Source organism: Myxococcus sp. AS-1-15, from assembly GCF_020037055.1.
Lineage (GTDB): Bacteria > Myxococcota > Myxococcia > Myxococcales > Myxococcaceae > Myxococcus > Myxococcus fulvus.
Map to the genome: position 1 here is coordinate 1 of NZ_JAIQDF010000008.1, position 18,080 is coordinate 18,080.

At 68.9% G+C, this 18,080-nt stretch carries 16 protein-coding genes; 10 read left to right on the plus strand and 6 right to left on the minus strand.

What is annotated here, in order from left to right; genetic code table 11:
* Positions 1-160 precede the first annotated feature (160 nt).
* Positions 161-670: a metal-dependent hydrolase gene (locus K8625_RS21615; RefSeq protein ID WP_223750897.1), complete on the plus strand. Its 510-nt coding sequence runs from the start codon at positions 161-163 to the stop codon at positions 668-670.
* 7 nt (positions 671-677) lie between these two features.
* On the opposite strand, the gene K8625_RS21620 is transcribed toward K8625_RS21615, so the two are convergent.
* Complete coding sequence (locus tag K8625_RS21620) at positions 678-1,265, minus strand: GAF domain-containing protein (RefSeq protein WP_223783755.1); 588 nt, start codon at positions 1,263-1,265, stop codon at positions 678-680.
* 260 nt (positions 1,266-1,525) lie between these two features.
* Here K8625_RS21620 and K8625_RS21625 point away from each other — a divergent pair, with 260 nt between their 5' ends.
* Complete coding sequence (locus K8625_RS21625; RefSeq protein WP_223783756.1) at positions 1,526-2,218, plus strand: DUF2490 domain-containing protein; 693 nt, start codon at positions 1,526-1,528, stop codon at positions 2,216-2,218.
* A gap of 158 nt (positions 2,219-2,376) precedes the next feature.
* Positions 2,377-4,557, plus strand: a complete 2,181-nt coding sequence (locus K8625_RS21630) for a M4 family metallopeptidase (RefSeq protein WP_223783757.1) — start codon at positions 2,377-2,379, stop codon at positions 4,555-4,557.
* 238 nt (positions 4,558-4,795) lie between these two features.
* Here the strand turns inward: K8625_RS21630 and K8625_RS21635 are convergent, their stop codons facing one another.
* Both K8625_RS21635 and K8625_RS21640 read right to left on the minus strand, forming a co-directional pair.
* On the minus strand, positions 4,796-5,065 hold the full coding sequence (locus K8625_RS21635) for a hypothetical protein (protein WP_223783758.1): 270 nt from the start codon (positions 5,063-5,065) through the stop codon (positions 4,796-4,798).
* A gap of 154 nt (positions 5,066-5,219) precedes the next feature.
* Positions 5,220-6,806, minus strand: coding sequence for a hypothetical protein (locus K8625_RS21640; RefSeq protein ID WP_223783759.1), 1,587 nt, complete (start codon positions 6,804-6,806; stop codon positions 5,220-5,222).
* A gap of 533 nt (positions 6,807-7,339) precedes the next feature.
* Here K8625_RS21640 and K8625_RS21645 point away from each other — a divergent pair.
* The 4 genes from K8625_RS21645 to K8625_RS21660 all read left to right on the plus strand — a co-directional run bounded on the left by K8625_RS21645 (position 7,340) and on the right by K8625_RS21660 (position 10,986).
* The gene (locus tag K8625_RS21645) at positions 7,340-8,512 is read left to right on the plus strand and encodes an FAD-binding oxidoreductase (RefSeq protein ID WP_223750902.1); all 1,173 of its coding nucleotides are present in this window, start codon (positions 7,340-7,342) and stop codon (positions 8,510-8,512) included.
* The gene (locus tag K8625_RS21650; RefSeq protein ID WP_223750903.1) at positions 8,502-9,128 is read left to right on the plus strand and encodes a hypothetical protein; all 627 of its coding nucleotides are present in this window, start codon (positions 8,502-8,504) and stop codon (positions 9,126-9,128) included. The genes K8625_RS21645 and K8625_RS21650 overlap by 11 nt, the downstream gene beginning before the upstream one ends.
* Entirely contained in the window at positions 9,125-9,886 is a 762-nt protein-coding gene (locus K8625_RS21655) for an aldo/keto reductase (RefSeq protein ID WP_223750904.1), read from the plus strand. Before K8625_RS21650 ends, K8625_RS21655 begins: the two co-directional genes overlap by 4 nt.
* Positions 9,887-10,101: 215 nt before the next feature.
* The gene (locus tag K8625_RS21660) at positions 10,102-10,986 is read left to right on the plus strand and encodes a DMT family transporter (protein ID WP_074959133.1); all 885 of its coding nucleotides are present in this window, start codon (positions 10,102-10,104) and stop codon (positions 10,984-10,986) included.
* Here the strand turns inward: K8625_RS21660 and K8625_RS21665 are convergent.
* Positions 10,970-12,325, minus strand: a complete 1,356-nt coding sequence (locus tag K8625_RS21665; RefSeq protein WP_223783760.1) for a lysine 2,3-aminomutase — start codon at positions 12,323-12,325, stop codon at positions 10,970-10,972. The two genes, K8625_RS21660 and K8625_RS21665, sit on opposite strands and share 17 nt — an antisense overlap.
* A 394-nt stretch (positions 12,326-12,719) precedes the next feature.
* Here K8625_RS21665 and K8625_RS21670 point away from each other — a divergent pair, with 394 nt between their 5' ends.
* The 3 genes from K8625_RS21670 (at position 12,720) to K8625_RS21680 (ending at position 16,282) form a co-directional block, all read left to right on the plus strand.
* Entirely contained in the window at positions 12,720-13,337 is a 618-nt protein-coding gene (locus K8625_RS21670; RefSeq protein ID WP_223750906.1) for a hypothetical protein, read from the plus strand.
* 93 nt (positions 13,338-13,430) lie between these two features.
* A complete protein-coding gene (locus K8625_RS21675) occupies positions 13,431-14,861 on the plus strand; it encodes a pitrilysin family protein (protein WP_223783761.1) in 1,431 nt (476 codons plus the stop codon).
* 11 nt (positions 14,862-14,872) lie between these two features.
* Positions 14,873-16,282 carry a pitrilysin family protein gene (locus K8625_RS21680; RefSeq protein ID WP_223783762.1) on the plus strand — a complete coding sequence of 470 codons (1,410 nt, stop codon included), beginning with the start codon at positions 14,873-14,875 and terminating at the stop codon, positions 16,280-16,282.
* A 67-nt stretch (positions 16,283-16,349) separates the two neighbouring features.
* On the opposite strand, the gene K8625_RS21685 is transcribed toward K8625_RS21680, so the two are convergent.
* Together K8625_RS21685 and K8625_RS21690 are read right to left on the minus strand one after the other, a co-directional pair.
* Positions 16,350-17,102 (minus strand): DUF5953 family protein, encoded by a 753-nt coding sequence (locus tag K8625_RS21685; protein WP_223783763.1) that lies wholly within the window; start codon positions 17,100-17,102, stop codon positions 16,350-16,352.
* Entirely contained in the window at positions 17,099-18,010 is a 912-nt protein-coding gene (locus K8625_RS21690) for a DUF6310 domain-containing protein (protein ID WP_223783764.1), read from the minus strand. Before K8625_RS21690 ends, K8625_RS21685 begins: the two co-directional genes overlap by 4 nt.
* Positions 18,011-18,080: the final 70 nt, after the last annotated feature.

Below are 18,080 nucleotides of genomic sequence, written 5' to 3' on the forward strand. Positions count from 1 at the left end.
AAAACCGCACGTACGGTTTGAAAGGAGGCGGGTGGAAACGGGCCGCTGACCGGTACCGCGCCACCCATCTACCAATGGCCTCGTGGCTCCTGCTGGTCGGCTTCGGCGTCCCCATCGGCGTGGTGGTGCTGCTCGACTTCCTCGCGCGGCGAGGACGCTGATGTACCTGGGCCACGTGGGGCTCGCGCTCGCCGCGCGTCGCGTCCCCTCGGGGGCTCCGCTCGCCGCGTTATGCGGGGCCGCCGTGTTCCTCGATGTCGTGGATGTGCTCGTCGACGTCGCTGGCCTCGACAACACCCACACCGCCTGGAGTCACACGCTCCTGTCGGCGAGCGGGTGGTCCGTGCTCGTGGGCCTGCTGGGGTGGCGCTGGCGAGGTGTCACCGCGGGCCTCGTCCTGGCCTCGCTGGTGCTCTCCCATCTGCTCACGGACTGGCTCACCAGCCACCTGTGGCTATGGCCCGGAGGCCCTCGCGTGGGCTTGCGTCTCTATGACGACCGCGTGTTGGACTTCACCGTCGAGGCCGCCGTCATCCTCGCGGGAATCTGGCTGTACCGGGGCTCACTGCCGGACGGGGCCCGGAGGGGCCCCTATCCGTGGCTCATCGCCGGCGTGCTGCTCGTGCTGCAGGCGGTCTTCGACGGGCTCGGCCTCGCCCGGACGGACTGACGGCGTCTCAGGACGCGGTGGAGGCGCAGCGCTCGATGATGGAGCGCAACTGCGTCTGCACGCTGTGGAGCGTGTTGCGCAGGCGCGCGTGGCGCAGCGAGCCCGCCAGCGCGTTGGACAGGGCCTGGAGCACGTGGCTCTCCTCGCCCGGCCAGGTGCGCTCGGTGCGACAGTCATCGAAGCCCACGAAGCCCCACCACTCGCCGCCCAGCACGATGGGACAGACGAGCAGCGAGCGGATGTCCTGGCTCTCCAACAGCTCCCTCGCGGGCGAGGGGAAGTCGCGCGGCGCGCCCTTGAGCACCCGCCCCGAGGACAGGGGCTCCACCCACGACGGCATCACCGCGTCATAGGGCACGTTCTGCAACTCGGGGTTGTCCTGCTGCGCGGAGGCGCTCGCCGCGGTCCACTCGTAGCGCTGGCTGCACAACAGCTTCCCGTCGGGCGCGCTGCTGTTCTCGAAGATGTAGACCCGGTCCACATCCAACGCCGCGCCCACCTGGCCGAGCGCGGACGTGACGTTGCCGGGCTCGAAGCCCTTCTCCAACAGCAGCTGCGAGACATTCATGAGGGCTGAGAAAGCACTCGTGGCCATGAGGGGGACTCCAGGAGGGGGACGGGCCAGACGCGCGTGGGGGGACGACGCGAGCAACCCGAAGCGTCGCACGCCTCCGCGCCCTCGGGTCAAGCCACGCGCCCCGCGCGTCCGCCCCTCACACGCACGGAGTTGCTTTCGCCCGGGCCCGGGCCTCTTTGAGAGGCCTGACACCCCCCGCGTCCGCCCTTCGTTGTCCGGGCCACGTTCGCTGGCACGGACGGATTGAGCGGGTGCTGTTCATGCTCTAGGCACACACCATGCGTTCGCACCTCCCCCGCCTCCTCGTCCTCCTGCTCTGCGTCGTCGCTTCCCCGGCCGCCCTCGCCCGACCCATCAGCTCCGAGGCGCAGTTCTGGTACACCGTCAGCGCGCAGGGCCCCATCGCCGAGCCGTTCCTCTATTACCTGGAGGCCCAGCCCCGCTTCGGCGAGGACGACGCCCGCGCCATCCTCCGCGCCGCCAGCGGCACCCGTGTCACCCAGGACCTCTCCCTGTGGCTGGGCTACGGCTGGATTCCCGTCTGGGTCTGGGATGGAGACCCCGCCCTCCGCCAGAACGAGAGCCGCCTGTACCAGCAACTCCTGTTCACTCCGAGGCTGGGCGAGGTGCGGACGGTGGTGCGGGCGCGCCTGGAGCAGCGGTTCCTGCCGGGCACCACGGAGGTGTCCCATCGCGCCCGCGTGATGCTGCGCGGCGCGCTGCCCGTGGCCGCCGAGGGGCGGCTGTCGCTCATCGTCTGGGACGAGGCCTTCGTCCACCTCAACTCCGTGGACAGCGGCCCCCGCCGGGGCTTCGACATGAACCGCGCCTTCGTGGGCGTCGGCTGGAAGCTGGGCGACCACTCCGCCGTGGAGGTCGGCTACCTCAACGTCTTCACCCGCCGCCCCACCGCCGAGACGGACCAGCTCATCCACACACTCTCCGTCTCCACGCCCTTCAACTTCATGTGAGCTGAAGCGCGCCCGAGGCGGCTTCTCGAAAAGCAAGAAGGCTCGTGCGCACCGGCGGCTCCCGGTGCGTGCGGGCCTTCGTTTCGCGATGAGCGCAACTTCTTGATACATTCTCGCGATAACTCTTCAGCCACCTCGTATGGAGTCCTGAGACCCCCATGAGCATTCGCCGCACTGAAGGTTCGAAGCCGACGGTCCTCCCCACCATCTCCTCCGAGGCTCGGCCCAAGAGCGCGGCGAAGACCCCGACGGCCGCGAACGTCATCAAGGACGGGTTCGGCCCGGCCGCGAAGACGTCCGACCTGGCCCGCGCGGAGAGCACGCTCAAGCCGCTGCCGCCCCCCGTTGGCCGCCTGGCGCTGGACAGCAAGGAGGCGCAGAGCGCCATCCAGACCGCGCTGCAGCACCTGGACGTGGGCACCAAGCTCCCCTCGCAGGGCCTGCGCGGCGGCATCCAGTACCCCTCCTTCGTCCCCAAGAACGTGGAGCGGGACGAGCTGGGCATGACGCACGTGCGCCTGGACCGGCAGCACGAGGGCGTGAAGGTCTACGGCGAGCAGGTCGTCGCGCACCTGGCCAAGGACGGCAAGGTCGACAGCGTCACGGGTGACCAGTCCAAGATTCCCTCGGGCCTGGGCACGCAGAAGCCCGCGCTGTCCAACGCGCAGGTGCTGGACATCGCGCTCAAGGAGTTCAACGGCACGCCGGACCGCCAGCCGCACTCCGAGCGCATCATCTACAAGGACCCCTCGGGCGAGTACCGCTCCGCGTACCGCGTGGAGGTCGCCGACACCACGGCCACCGAGAACCCGCGCAAGATGAACTACTTCATCGACGCGAACAGCGGGAAGGTCTACGAGAAGTTCAACACCATCGACGGCTTCAAGAACTGCCCCTGCGCCACGCACGGCACGGGTGACGCGGCCGCCACCAAGGGCGCCGCCGGGACGAAGGGCGCTGCCGCGGCCCCCTCGGACGTGAAGGTCTCCACGACGCCCAACGCGCAGATCAAGGACAAGGGCTCGGTCACCTCCAAGGTGACGGTCGCCGACGACGTCACGGTGGACAAGCTCAAGCTGTCCCTGGACATCACCCACTCGTACAAGGGGGACCTGAAGGTCACGCTGACCAGCCCCTCGGGCAAGACGTTCGACGTGCACAACCGCACGGGCGGCAGCGCGGACAACATCAAGCAGGACTTCGACCTGAGCGCCTTCGCGGGCGAGTCCGCCAAGGGCGAGTGGACGCTGAAGGTGAGCGACCACGCCGCGGGCGACAAGGGCAAGCTGGTCAAGTGGGGCCTGTCCATCACCCCCAAGGCGACGCAGCAGCCGCCCACGGACCCGACCACCCCCACGACCCCTGGCGCCGCGGACGACACGTCCATCTACAGCGGCAAGGTGGCCCTGGAGACGAAGAAGCAGGCGGACGGCACGTACACGCTCGAGGACGGCACGCGCGGCAAGGGCGTGGCCACGTACGACGCGCGCAACCAGGAAGAGGCCAGCGGCCAGACGCAGATCAAGGACGACAACAACGTCTGGGGCGAGGCCACGGACCCGGAGCGCAACCGCGCCGCCGTCGACGCGCACTACGGCGCGGCGATGACGTACGACTTCCTGAAGAACATCCTCGGCCGCGACTCCATCGACGGCAAGGGTGAGAAGCTCGTCTCCTACGTCCACGTCAGCGAGAACTTCGTCAACGCGTACTGGGACGGCGAGAAGATGAGCTACGGCGACGGCGACGGCGTGGACTCCGGTCCGCTCACCGCGCTGGACATCGCGGGCCACGAAATCGCCCACGGCCTGACGGAGCGCACCGCCGGCCTCATCTACCGCGGCGAGTCGGGCGGCCTGAACGAGGCCTTCAGCGACATCATGGGCGCGGGCGTGGAGTGGTACGCGTCCACGCAGAACCCGGCCGTGAAGTTCAACTGGACCATCGGCGAGACGGCGTGGACGCCGACCAACGGCGATGACACGGACGGCCTGCGGTACATGGACGACCCGAAGAAGGACAACTACTCCATCGACAACTACAAGGACTACCCGAAGCAGACGGAGGTCCACGGCTCCAGCGGCATCGCGAACAACGCGTTCTACCTGCTGGCCAACGGTGGCACCAACCGCACGTCCAAGATCGAGGTGAAGGACGGCATCGGGATGGAGAAGGGCCTGAAGATCTACTACCGCGCCCTGGCCCACTACATGACGCCCAGCACCACGTTCGCCCAGGCGCGCACGGCCACCATCAAGGCGGCCACGGACCTGTACGGCGCGGACTCGGCCGAGGTGGCGAAGGTGAAGGAGAGCTGGACCGCCGTCGGCGTGAACTAGCTCGCGACTGTCGTTGCAGGACCCGGGCACGTCGAAGGTGCCCGGGGGCTCGACGTGACGGGGTGGCCTTCGCCCGTCGGGCCCTGTGATTCGGGACGCTCCGGGAGCCTCAGCGGGTTCCTGAGCGGGAAGGGGGGGCGTTCCGAGTCCTTCACCGCGCGGCGGCTGTCACTCCCGGGAGTCCTCCCGAGGTGACGGCTGACCGCGCGGTTGTTTTTTGGGGCGGTGCGCGCGTCGCTCAGGACTCGGGCGGCGGGCAGGTGATGGGGCAGGTCTGGCTGGTGGGCAGGCACAGGCCGCCGCAGCAGCCGGCGTTCCACGAGCACCCGGCCTCCATCCGGCACGCCGTCTGGGTGGTGCTGGTGCAGGAGGCCAGGGCGGACTCGGAGGACGTCGCCTCGGAGGCGGGGTCAGCGCTGACGGTGGCCTCGTCGGGCCCGGAACAGCCCGTGAGCAGCGAGGCGATGGCGGCACATGCGAGGAACAGCGCTCGACCGGGGAGAGTCATTGCAGGCTCCGATGGGACGGCGAGGTGTGCCCGCAATCATGTCATCGACAGACGGCGCCCGGAATCTGGATTGTCTTCCAGGCCCATATGTCAGGCTTTGTTCCAGCGCCACGGCAGGAGTGTGTTGGCGCTGATGTGATTGGCCCCTGCGCGCCTACAGCCGGCTCGGGTCGTCCACGCGGTAGTGGCCCAGCCAGTAGTCGTCGTCGAAGCCGGGCAGGTCGATGTTGATCTTCTGCATGTGTATCTGGCCGCGCGCGCCCATGCGCGGGTCCGCGTCCAAATCCCAGAGGTCCAGGCCCTCGAACTCGTCGGTGGAGCCGTAGGGGACGTAGTAGTAGCCCTGCACGTACCCGTTGACGACGTCCACCATGTAGATGCCGGACGTCTGGCCTCCGCCGCCCACGCTCACGTAGAGGTTGCCACGCGCGGAGATCTTGCCGCCTTGAATCCAGGTGCCCTGCGGGATGTTGCTGGAGAAGGACAGCGTGCGCTTGTGCGTGATGGACACCGTCGTGCCGGACAGCGTGATTTGATAGCCGCGCAGCACCGTGTAGCCCGGGTGGTTCGTCACCGCGTAGAACAGGCCGTCACGCGGGTTGTGCGCGATGAAGGCCACGCCGCCCTCCCACTGCGGCAGGGACGCATAGCCGATGTACTGCATGCTCGTGTTGAACACGCCCACCGCGCCGCTGCGCCCCGGACCGTCCATGGCGATGTAGAGGTAGCCGTTGACGTGCACCAGGTCGCCGTAGTGCCGGAAGCCCGCGTTGTACCAGGGCGAGGGCATGCGGTAGGTGCCGCCGGGGTTGTTGTTCAGCCCCGCCATCGGCCACCAGGCGATGAGTCCCTCGGTGGACTCGTCCTTCCAGAAGTTCGTCGCGTTGCGCGTCTGGTACCAGTAGTGGGCGTCGTGGGTGAGGCCCTGGAGGTTGTCGGAGAAGCCCGTGTAGCTGCGGTCGCTCGGGAAGTCCGACAGGTTGGCGACGATGTTGGGGATGGCGTAGCGGTAGCGCTCGACGTAGAGCGCGTTCGCGGTGGCGTCGATGCCGGAGCGGTACTGCGCCGCGCCCACCGCCCACGTGCACGTCCACCACCACCTGGGCAGGCTGGCCGTCTGCAGGCGCTGCCACGCGCCGCTGCCCCAGCGCTCCAGCCACAGCGTGCCCGTGGCCTCACCCGTGGTGGCGCAGGCCTGGTAGTACTTCTGCACCGGGCCCCAGCCGGAGTGCGCCCAGCTGTACACGTTCGTCGGGCACCAGATGGCGTCGTATTCCTGGTTGAGCCCCTGGCAGAAGTTGGCTGACCACCACGCGGTGTCCGGCAGGGCCTGCTGGCTGACGCCGCCGGGCCCCACGTCGGCGGAGCTGCGGGCCGGCCCCTCGGGCGCCAGGGCCTCGCGGGTGGGCGTCAGGTGCAGCATGGACGGCGCGCGGCTGGCGGCCTCCACCAGCTTCGCGGGCGGCTCCTGCCCGCCGGACAGCTTGCGGTAGACCTCCGTGATGGGCATCCCGTCGAACGCCGCCGCGTCCGGCATGGGCGTGCCGCGCGGGCCCTTCACCACGGTGACGATGCCGTAGTCGGGCACCTCGTGGAACGAGATGGACTGGCCCTCGGGGAGCGTCACGCTCGCCAGCCGCGTGCCCGGGTCGTCGCCGGCCTCCAGCGCCTCGTCCGTCTCCGGACCGCCACACGCCACCAGCATCGCCGCACAGCCAGCCCACTTGAACAGACCTCGCACGCGCTCACGCCTCCTGAAGGATTTCAAGGTGAACGCAGCCGGTGTGTTTGCTTCGGTCCGCCTGGGGCTCGTCGCGCCGTGCGCGCTCCCGTCAGGCGTGTGGGGGACTTGTGGGCAAGCGCCGCGTGAGCGCGGCGGCGCTGGTCGTTCGGGCGCGGCGTGGCCCTCTTCGCCCGCTCGGGCGTGGAACCTCGGATGTCCGAGCGCCGTTGCTTGGCGTTCCCACGGACGCGGGTGGACCCCTCCCGTCACGGAGGGCGTGCGCCACGGGGCTTCGGGAGGGCTCCTGGCGGCGATGCCAGCGGCGCCGTCGCGCGGAGCGTGACAGCCCGTTGTCTCCGGGCTGCCTCGCGCCACCGACTCCGGACGATGTCTGACATGAGGCCGGACGCCGCACCCGGCGCGTCCTTCCGAAGTCAGACGCGAACCGTCAATAGTTGCAAATCAAGTTAATCGTGCAAGTCACGATTATGAAAACTCTCCGTCATGAACACTGTCTGACGGGGGGCCGCGAGCCTTTTGGGGAGACCTCCGTGACGCGAAACCTGCAGCGATATGACGTGGTGTTGGTGGGGGGCGGGGTGACGGGATTGATGGCGAGCCACAAGCTGGCGCGGCTCGGCCTGCGGTTGTTGTTGTTGGAGAAGCAGCCGACGTTGGCGAGCGGGCCGTCCACGCGCAACGAGGGCTGGCTGCACCGGGGCAGCTATCACGCGGGCTCGGTGAAGGACCGGCAGGCGGCGGTGCAGGTGGCGCGGCGCTGCATCTACGGCCACGAGCAGATTCGCGCGTTCGCGCCGGAGGCGGTGGAGGACGCGGACCGTCCGCCGATGGTGCTGGTGCGGGACGCGGACCGGCTCCAGGAGCTGGTGTCGCGTTGGGACGAAGCGGGCGTGTCCTATCGGCCGCTGACGAAGGCGCAGGCCTCCGCGCGCTTCCCGTCGGCGGACCTGACGCGGGCCTCGGAGGTGTTCGAGGTGGCGGACGTGAGCATCAACACGCGGATGCTGTACCGCAAGCTGCTCACCTCCGCGCAGCAGGGCGGCGCCGAGGTGCTCACCGGCGCCCGGCTGGAGCACGTGCGCGGCTCGGAGGCCACCGTCGTCATGGCGGACGGCTCGACGCTGCAGCTGGAGTCGCGGCTGTTCGTCTACTCGACGGGCTTCGGCGCGCGGGACTTGTTCCGCCAGTTCTTCGAGCTGGAGCTGCCCATCCGCTACTGGAAGAGCCACCTGGTGGTGGTGCCTCGGCTGGGCGGCCACGGGCTGTTCTACGTGGACCCGCACGAGGCGGCGATGATGCATCACGGGGACTACAGCGTCGTGGGGCTCAACGAGGACGCGCTCCTGTGCGCGAACCCCGACTACCTCGTCGTGCCCGAGCGCGCCGACAACCTCCACCGCGCGCTGGAGCGCCTGGTGCCGGGCTGGAAGAACGCGGGCACGTACAGCGACGTCGCCTGCACCAAGGTGGACTTCGCGCCGGATGCCACGTCCGCGCGCTCGCTCAACATCGCCATCCACGAGCCGGTGCCGGGCCACATCTGCATCCTGCCGGGGAAGATGACCGAGGCGCCGTTCCTCACCGACGTGCTCACGGCGCGGCTCTACGAGCGGCTGGAGGACGGGCTCATCGCGAAGCGGCCGTGTGACGTGCTCCACGCCAGCCTCGCCTCCGTCGCGCGGGAGGCCCACCATGCGGCTTGAGCTGCTCGCGGCCCTGGACGCGCCCCGGCGCTCGGCGGGCTTGCTGACGGTGACGGAGGTGCTCGCGCTCGCGGACACCGGCAACGTCATCTACGACCCGTTCTCCGTCCTCATCTCGCGGCACCTGAAGCTGGGCGAGGGCAACGTCCTCTACCCGTGTGTCACGCTCACCTGCGCGCCCACGGCGGAGCTGCGGCTGGGGAATCGCAATGTGTTGCACACCGGCACGCTGCTGGCCGCGGAGACGGGCGCCATCCTCGTGGGCGATGGGAACCAGTTCGGCGAGGGCGGATTCACCGCGAAGGCCAACCGTCCCGGCGCGTGCATCCGCATCGGCGATGGGGGCCGCTATCTCGGCGGGGCGTCGGTGTTCGGCGAGTGCTCGCTCGGCTCTGGCACACAGCTGCTCGGGGCCATCACGGTGGACAGCTGCAAGCTGGCGGCGGGCGCGCCCTTCAGTGACGCGGACCCGGACGCGCGCGCGGCGGTACTGAAGGGCTCGGGGACGGCGCGGGGGCTCGTGCTCGAGGTGGGGCAGGTCATCCTGGGCAACGGCGTGTTCCGCGCCGAGGACGTGAAGCCGCAGGCCTTCTATCACCCGAAGGTGAAGTCATGAGCGCGGTGGGACTGGGGCTCGGGCTGCTCTCGCTCGGGCGCGCGTGGGGCTATCGCTCCGAGCCACCTCCGACCGAGGCGGATGGACAACACCTGCTCGACACCGCGTTCGAGCTGGGGGTGCGCTGCTACGACACCGCGCCCGCGTATGGGTCGAGCGAGCAGCGCTTCGGCGCCTTCCTGTCGCGGCTCGGCGCCGAGCGCAGCTCCGTCTTCGTCGCCACCAAGCTGGGGGAGCACTGGGACGCGGGGAAGCAGGCGTCGTTCACGGACCACTCGTACGACGCGCTTCGCAGGAGCCTGGACGAGAGCGTGCGGCTGCTCGGGCGCATCGACCTGCTCCAGGTGCACAAGGCCACGGCGGCCAACGTGAGCTCGCCCGAGGTGCTGCGCGTGCTCGAGTACGCGGGGACGCTCGGGGTGCGTCACGTGGGCGTCAGCGTGAGCGACGTGGCCGCGGCCGAGGCCGCGTGTGACGTGGGCGTGTATTCGTTCCTCCAGTTCCCGTTCAACGCGCTGAACACCACGCTCGCGCCCGCGTTCGAGCTGGCCGCGCGCCACGGGCTGCAGGTCCTGGTCAACCGTCCCTTCGCCATGGGGCAGCTCGTCCAGGAGGAGGGGCGGGAGCCCACGCGGTCCGCGAGGGAGTCGCTCCAGCACATCCTCCGGCAGCGCTTCTCCGGCTACGTGCTCACGGGCACCAAGTCCGCGAAGCACCTGCTCGAAACCCACGCCGTCTTCCGCTCACTCCAGGGCTGACGGCGCGGCTCGAACCGCGCTGGCGGGGCGCCGGAAGGGCTCCCTGCTGTCGCACCCGACAGCGCGCGTCGCTCGCGAGACCCACGCTGGCCTCCGCTCGCTCCAGGGCTGACGGCGCATCCCCTGTTCGCTGGCGGCCGGAAGGCCGCGGCCAGCACCCCACCCGGGCGACGTGAGCGCCCGGGCGGCCCACTCTTGTCTCGGAAAGCCCCACCATGTGGATTGCGTATGGCCTGGGCGCGGGCGTGATGCTCGGCCTGTATGACGTCTGGACGAAGAAGGCGATGACGGGCAACAGCGTCATCCCCGTCGTCATGTGGTCCTCCCTCTTCGGCGCGCTGTGCTGGGTGCCCGCGCTGATTCCGGGCGCGCTGCCCGTGCCCATCGACCCCTTCGGCCTGACGTGGCGCGAGCAGGCGTGGCTGCTCCCCAAGGGCGTGGCGATGACGGCCTCTTGGATTCTCGCGTACTACGCCGTGCGCGAGCTGCCCATCTCCATCGCGGGAGCGGTGCGAGCGTCCGGCCCGCTGTGGACGCTCGCGGGCGGGTTCCTGATGTTCCGCGAGCTGCTCACGCCCCTCCAGTTCCTCGGGCTGATGCTCACCGTCTGCTCGTACTACGTGCTGTCCATCGTGGGCCGGAAGGAGGGCCTCGCGCTGTCGAAGAGCCGCTCCTTCTGGTGGATGCTCGCCGCCACCGCGCTGTCGGCGGCGACCACCGTCTACGACAAGTTCCTCGTCGCGCGGCTGGCGCTGCCGGTGCTGGAGCTGCAGGCCAGCTCCGCGTTCCAGCGCTGCCTGCTGTCCGCGCTCGTCTTCGTGCCGTACATGTGGCGACGGGGCGCGTGGGGCCTGGGGCTCACGTGGAGCTGGGGCATCCCCCTGGTGGGGTGCTCTTGGGTGGCGGCTGAGCTCATCTACTTCGTCGCCATCTCCGAGCCCCAGGCGCTCGTCACGCACCTGTCCGTGCTGCGCAGGACGAGCCTCATCGTCGGCTTCGTGCTGTCGGCGCTCTTCTTCCGCGAGGCCAACATCGCGCTGAAGTCCGGGATGATTGCCGTGCTCATCCTGGGCATGGCCATCCTCATCCTGGGAGGTTAGCGGCCTCCCCCAGGGACAGGTCCGCTTCCCACGGGAAGCGCGAGGCACCCAGCGCGGGCTTCAAGTCATGCAGCCACGTGGCGTGCTCGTCGTAGCGCGCGAAGAAGGGCTTGCCCACCAGCGCCGCGTCGCGCGCCTGGATGAAGTGCAGCAGGAACACCTTCTCACCGCCCAGCTCCATCACGCCGTCCACGCACACCTTGCCCGGCGTGGCGGACATGGAGGGCCCGCGCACCGTGCGCGCCAGCCCCGACACGCGGCGGTACGCCTGCTGGAAGATGTCGTACGCGGACGCGAGCGGCACGGCGAAGTAGTCCTGCGGCCCCGTGTCCCGCTCGACGAACATGTAATACGGCACCATGCCGTGGCGCAGGTGCGTGCGCCACATGCGCTCCCACGTGGCCGCGTCGTCGTTGATGCCGCGGATGAGCGGCGCCTGGGTGCGGATGACCGCGCCGGTGGAGCGGATGCGGCGCACCGCCTCCTGGACGATGTCCGGCTCCATCTCCCGCGGATGGGAGAAGTGCGCCATGAAGGCCAGGCTCTTGCCGGAGGCCACCACCTTCTCGAACAGGCGCAGCGTGTCGTCCGCGTCCGGGTCCGTCACGAAGCGCTGCGGCCAGTACGCCAGCGACTTGGTGCCGATGCGGATGGCCTCCAGGTGCTCGATGCCCAGGAGCGGCTCGATGTAGCGCGACAGCACCGCCTCGCCCATCACCATGGGGTCGCCCCCGGTGAAGAGCACGTTGGTGACCTCCTCGTGCTCGCGCACGTAGTCCACCATGGGCGCGATGTCCTTCGACGCGAACTTCAGGTCCGCGTCCCCCACGAACTGCGCCCAGCGGAAGCAGTACGTGCAGTAGGCGTGACACGTCTGCCCTTGCTTCGGGAAGAACAGCACCGTCTCCTGGTACTTGTGCTGGAGCCCCGGGATGGCCTCCTCGTTCGCCTGCCGGGGCACGTTCAGCTCCATCTGCCCCGCCGGATGCGGATTGAGCCGCGCGCGCACCTCGCGCACGTACGCCGCCAGCTCCAGGCTGCCCGTGCCCTCGCGCATCAGGTCGACCAGGCGCGACACGTCCTCGGCCGGCAGCATGTCCGCCTGCGGGAACACCAGCCGGTAGAGGGGGTCGTCCGGCGCGGCCGACCAGTCGATGAGCTCCTCGACGACGTAGCTGTTGACCCGGAAGGGCAGCACCTGGGCCACCGCCTGCACGGCCAGCCGCTCTTCCACGGAGAGCCCCGCCCGGGTGGTCAGCTCGTCCAGGTTCCTGTGGGTGAAGGCACGGTACCGCTGTCCCACGGACAGAGACCGCACCGCGTTGGATGAAGCGCTCACGCGGTTCCTCGCTTTGCATGACAGGGTCCTCCGCGAGGCTCCGCGGAAACGGCCCTGGGATGAGAGGTGAGTCGATGGTCAGACGTGCCTTTTGACCACCAACGAGGTGGAGGTTCCGGTTACCATGGGCTCCTGGATGTGTCACCCCTCCGAGGCTGAAATCCGCTCGGAAAATGACGGGGTGGGCGTGGACCCTCGGGCGGATTGATACTTCCCGTCCGTGCGGGCCGAGCGCATGGCGTGTGACGCCGCGCGCAACGCGGTTGCACGTCTGTCATTGAATGCGGGCAGGGTGGAGAGGGGGCCTGGGCGGGCGCGGAATTTCCGTGCGCCAGGGGAGGCGGCGCGGACCCTAGGATGGCGGCCCTGGTCTTCCGCTGGACTCCGAGACGCCATGACTGCTCCGCGCCGTTCCGATGATGCCCCGCCGTCCCCCGCACCTGCGCTCCACCTGGTGGTGCACCCTCGTCCCGAGGGCCTCGCCGATGGGCTCAAGAAGCTCCTGGGAGGGGTGGGGGTGGTGGTGGGGGCGCCGCTCGTCGTGTTCGGGCTGTTGATGGGCGTGGTGGGGGTATCGGGGATTTTTTCTCCGGGTGAGGGGAAGAAGGCCTTGGACGGCGTGTTGCTGCTGCTGGTGTCGGGCGTGTTCGTCGGGGTGGGGCGCTTCGCGTGGAAGAAGGGCATGGTGCCGTTCCGCGACGCACGGCGCAGGGAGCTGCTGTTTGGATTCGTCCGAGCACAGATGCGCATCCGCGAAAGCGACGTGGCCGGGCTCCTCAAGGTGTCGGAGCCCGAGGCGCGGGAGCTGCTCTCGAGGAGCATCGCCCGGCAGGAGGTGGATCTGGTCTACCTGTCTGAGTCGCGCGAGTACGTGCACCGGAGCGTCTTCGCCCACTCGCAGAGCGTGGCGCGCAGGTGCCCCGCGTGCGACGCGCCCGTGGGCGCCACGGGCGTGCTGCCGGGGGACAAGGTGGTGTGCTCCTACTGTCAGTCCCCGTTCGTGGTGGCCTGAGCGGGTCGTTTCACCTGCCGGGGCAATCACGTCCCGCGCAGGCTCGTAGTGGCCTCGTCGTTTCGACAGATGGCCAGGTTCCAGGGAGGGTCGATGAAGAGAGTCCTCGGAGCGGTTACCGCCGCCGCGTTCCTCGGGTGCGCGGCGTCACGAGAAGTAGCGCAGCCCACGCCGCCGCCGCCCACGCCCGAGGCGGCGAAGGTGGAGGCCGCCCCCCAGGCGCCGAAGCTCCAGGTGCCGGTGGAGTACTACAAGCTCGACAACGGCCTGCGGGTGGTGCTCTCGCGCGACACGACCGTGCCCAAGGCGGTGGTCGGCGTCTATTACAACATCGGCTTCCGCATCGAGCCGAGGAACCGCACGGGCTTCGCCCACCTGTTCGAGCACATGATGTTCCAGGGCTCGACGAACCTGGGGAAGATGGAGCTGGCGCGCCTCATCCAGAAGAACGGCGGCATGTTCAACGGCTCCACCCGGTTCGACTTCACGAACTACTTCGAAATCGTCCCGTCCAACACGCTGGAGACCATGCTGTGGGCCGAGGCCGACCGCATGCGCGGCCTGGAGGTGACGGAGGAGAACCTCAAGAACCAGCAGGGCGTGGTGGCCAACGAGGTGAAGGTCAACGTCCTCAACCGGCCGTATGGCGGCTTCCCGTGGCTGGACCTGCCGCAGGTGGCGAACACCAACTGGTACAACGCGCACAACTTCTACGGCGACCTGAAGGACCTGGAGGCCGCCACGCTCGAGGACGTGCGGGCGTTCTTCAAGACGTACTACGCGCCGAGCAACGCGGCGCTGGTGGTGGTGGGTGACTTCGAGCCCGAGCAGGTGAAGGGCTGGGTGCGGCAGTACTTCGGTCCCTTGCCCAAGGCGCCGGTGCCGCAGTTGCCGGACATCTCCGAGCCCCGCCAGGAGAAGGAGAAGCGGCACGACAAGAAGGACGCGCGCATCACCCGGCCGGCGTTCGCGGCGGGCTATCACATGCCGGCGGTGGGCACGCCGGAGTTCTACGCGATGGCGCTCATCGACGAAATCCTGCTGCAGGGCAGCGACAGCGCGCTCTACCAGCAGCTGGTGCAGAAGAAGGGCATCGCCGGCGAGCTGAGCGGCGGGGTGAACGAGCTGGGCAACCAGTGGAACTACAACGGGCCCATGCTGTGGACCGTGTACCTGTTCCACGACACGGTCATCTCGCCGGAGACGATTGCCGGGGAGATCGACGGGGTGGTGGCGAAGCTGGTGGAGAAGCCGGTGGACGCCGAGACGCTGGCGCGGGCGCGGGTGAAGGCGCGCTCCCGGTTGTACGCGCACGTGGAGGGCATGCTCGGCTTCGGCCGCGCGGACCTGCTGGCCTCGTCCGCGCTGTTCTTCGACGACCCGGCGCGCATCAACCGGCTCGAGGACGAGCTGATGAAGGTGACGCCCGAGGTGATTCAGCGCACGGCCCGCGAGTACCTGCGTCCGACGAACCGCACGGTGCTCACGGTGTCGGCTTCCCCCCAGACGCTCCTGGCTGACTGAGGAACGCGAACATGACCTTCCATTCCATTCGCAACCGTCTCGTCGCGTCCTCGCTGTTGGTGTTCGGGCTGGTGGCGGCGCCGGTGCTGGCCGCGCCCGCCGCGAAGGAGGCTCCGCCGGCGCCGGCGGCGCCCAAGCCCTTCGATGTGCCCCAGCGCACGTCCTTCAAGCTCGACAACGGGCTGGAGGTCTCGTTGTTGCCGTATGGCGACATGCCGAAGGTGGCCATCCAGCTGGTGGTGGACACGGGCAACATCCATGAGACGGCGGACGAGACCTGGCTGTTCGACCTGGCGGGCAAGCTGCTCAAGGAGGGCACGACGACGCGCTCCGCGGCGCAGGTGGCCCAGACGGCGGCCGAGCTGGGCGGGGAGCTGGACGTCGGCACGGAGCAGGACCAGTCCTACGTGGGCCTCGAGGTGCTCTCCGAGTTCGCGCCGAAGGCGGTGACGCTGGTGGCGGACGTGGTCCAGAACCCGGCCTTCCCCGAGTCGGAGGTGGAGCGGCTGAAGGGGGGCCTGATTCGCGAGCTGGCGGTGTTCCGCACGATGCCGCAGGTGCTGGCCAACGAGGTGATGGCGAAGGCCCTCTACGGGGACCATCCGTACGGGCGCCGGCTGGCGACGGAGGCGCAGCTCAAGCGGTACACGCGGGAGCAGGTGGTCAAGCACTACGAGGCCAACGTGGGCGCGGCGCGCTCGCGGCTGTACGTGGTGGGGCGCTTCGAGCCCGCGGAGGTGGAGAAGGTGGTGCGCGAGGCGTTCGGTGGCTGGCGCGCGGGCCCGGCGCGGGTGAAGAACGTGCCGAAGCAGCAGGTGGCGAAGTCGGTGCAGTTCCTGGACCGGCCGGGCTCGGTGCAGTCCACGGTGCGGGTGGCGACGAGGGCGTTGCCGCCGACGAGCGAGGACGCCATCACGCAGGATGTGCTGAACACGATGCTGGGTGGGTACTTCAGCTCGCGCGTCACGTCGAACATCCGTGAGAAGAAGGGCTATGCGTACTCGCCGTACAGCGCGGTCTCCGAGCACGTGGAGGACGCGTACTGGGTGCAGAACGCGGACGTGACGACGGCGAACACGGGGGATTCGCTGAAGGAGATCCTCAAGGAGGTGGACACGCTGAGGAAGACGCCGCCGCCCGCGGAGGAGCTGCGCGACGTGCAGAACTACCTGGCGGGGGCGTTCCTGCTGGAGAACTCGTCGCGCACGGGGCTCATCTACAAGCTGCGCTACGTGGACCTGCACGGCCTGCCGGAGACGTACCTGAAGGACTACGTGAGCCGGGTGATGGCGGTGACGCCGGACCAGGTGCGCGCCGTGGCGGCGAAGGTGCTCGCGCAGGACGCGATGACCATCGTCATCGTCGGCGACATGAAGGTGGTCAAGCCGCAGCTGAAGGTGCTGCCGCCGAAGCTGCGCTGATTTGAAGCGCCCGGGGGCGGAAGGCCATCGTGGGTCTTCCGCTTCCGGAATTGCCGACCGGCGCGACTCACGCCGTGCGCCGACCTATCGCGGGAAGGCGCTCATAGGCTCGCTGAAGCGCGTCCAGGTGGGAGGGGTTGTCGTAGTCGAGCGGCGCGTCCGTGAGCTGCACAACCCACCCGCCCGAGGCCGTGCGCCGTGCTCGTGAGAGCAGTCCGGTGTCGTGGGTAGGGGCAGGGAAGCCGATGAGCTTGGCGGCGGCGCTGGACCAGTGGTTCAGCCACCCGAGGAAGCAGGGTGTCTCTGGCGCGGAGAGTTTCTCCGGGAGGTCGAGCATGGGAAGCCCGCGAGGAGAGCGCTCGGGGGCCTGGGGGGAGCGGCGAAACTGTCGCGCAACCTCTGCGCCGTAGCTGTCCGGGGACGCATGGCCCCAGAACGCGCGCGCGCCCTCTGCCATGCCCTCGAGCAGGGCCGACGCCGCGGTGATTCCGCCTTCATCCAGTGGCAGTCGCGCATGGACTTCGACCTGGTCCTGACCGCCTGGGCTGAAGAGCCCGGACCGGTCCCTCCCCGAAACCGTGATGGGGTAGCTCTCGTCGCCGTTGCACAGGAGGGGGAAGGCCCCGTCCAAGGTGTTCTCCGTGAGCCACGCATCACGGTCGGGCAATGCGATGGGGCGGCCGCCCCCGGCGAGCTTCCATTGCAGGCGCAAGCCAGGGAGCGACTGTTCCATGCCATGGACGATGGCGAGCGCGCGGTCATCGTGCCTCGCGAGCGCTGGGGCGTAGGCGATGACGATGAGGGTTCTGCTCTTGTTCATCGTGAGCACCCCGTGACGACGATATCGAGCGTGGGGTCCTGTGCTTCCAGCATGTCCCGATGGGCCGTGGTGCTCACTCCGATGACGAAGCCATAGCCGCAGGCCGTGGCTGCTCTGCGCTCCCTGCCGAGTTGCTCCATCTCCTTCTCTATCTCCTGACTCTGGATGAAGCCGTTATAGGTATCGAAGCGGTGGGTCTTGATCTCCCAGAGCACTCGCGCGCCAACTTGCAGCGCATCGAAGCGAACCCCGTTCACGAGGACGTCCATGCCTGGATACCGGTTGGGTGGAAACCTGTCGGCGCACGCATTGTGCGGCGCGTCCTCTCCTGCGTGAGGAACCGGGATGGGTCTGCACTCCGGGCGGCGCTCGTGTTCGCGAGGCCCTGTTGGCACAGGAGGAAACGCGTCCTGTGCCGATGGGTCTGGAGTGGGCTTTCGATTCGCCGAGGTGTCTCGCGGAGCCGACTTCGTTCGGGGAGTGGCCTCGTCCTCGTTCGGACGATTCCCGCTCAGCGCATACGCATCCAACGCTTCCTTGATGGCGACACCCACCACCACTGCGCCCAGGACGATCACCGCGCCCACGACGATTTCGGGCGCAGCGAGGACGCAGAGGCCGACGCCCAGCGCCGCCGCAGCCGTAGAAGCGACAGCACATCGTCCCGTCCGGTCATTCAGCCGGACCCGGTCATGGTCGAGCACCGCGAAGCACCGCTCCGCGAGCACGGGCCAGGGGTGGGCGGCCTCGCGAACGACGCACCGTCCTCCGTCAGTCCACGGTAGCGTCGCGGCCCGTTGGAGGTTGGCCAGTTGCTGGCTCCGGGACGTACGCGCTCCTGGGTTTGGTGTCGACGTGGCACAGGCGGAGCTGAAGAGCAGGAGTGCGGCGCAAGCGCGGAGTCGCATGGTTTCGTTCTGGTCGATGTGGTGCGCCGTGGGGGAGAAGCTGGCTGCTCGTGGAGTATGCCAGCAGTCC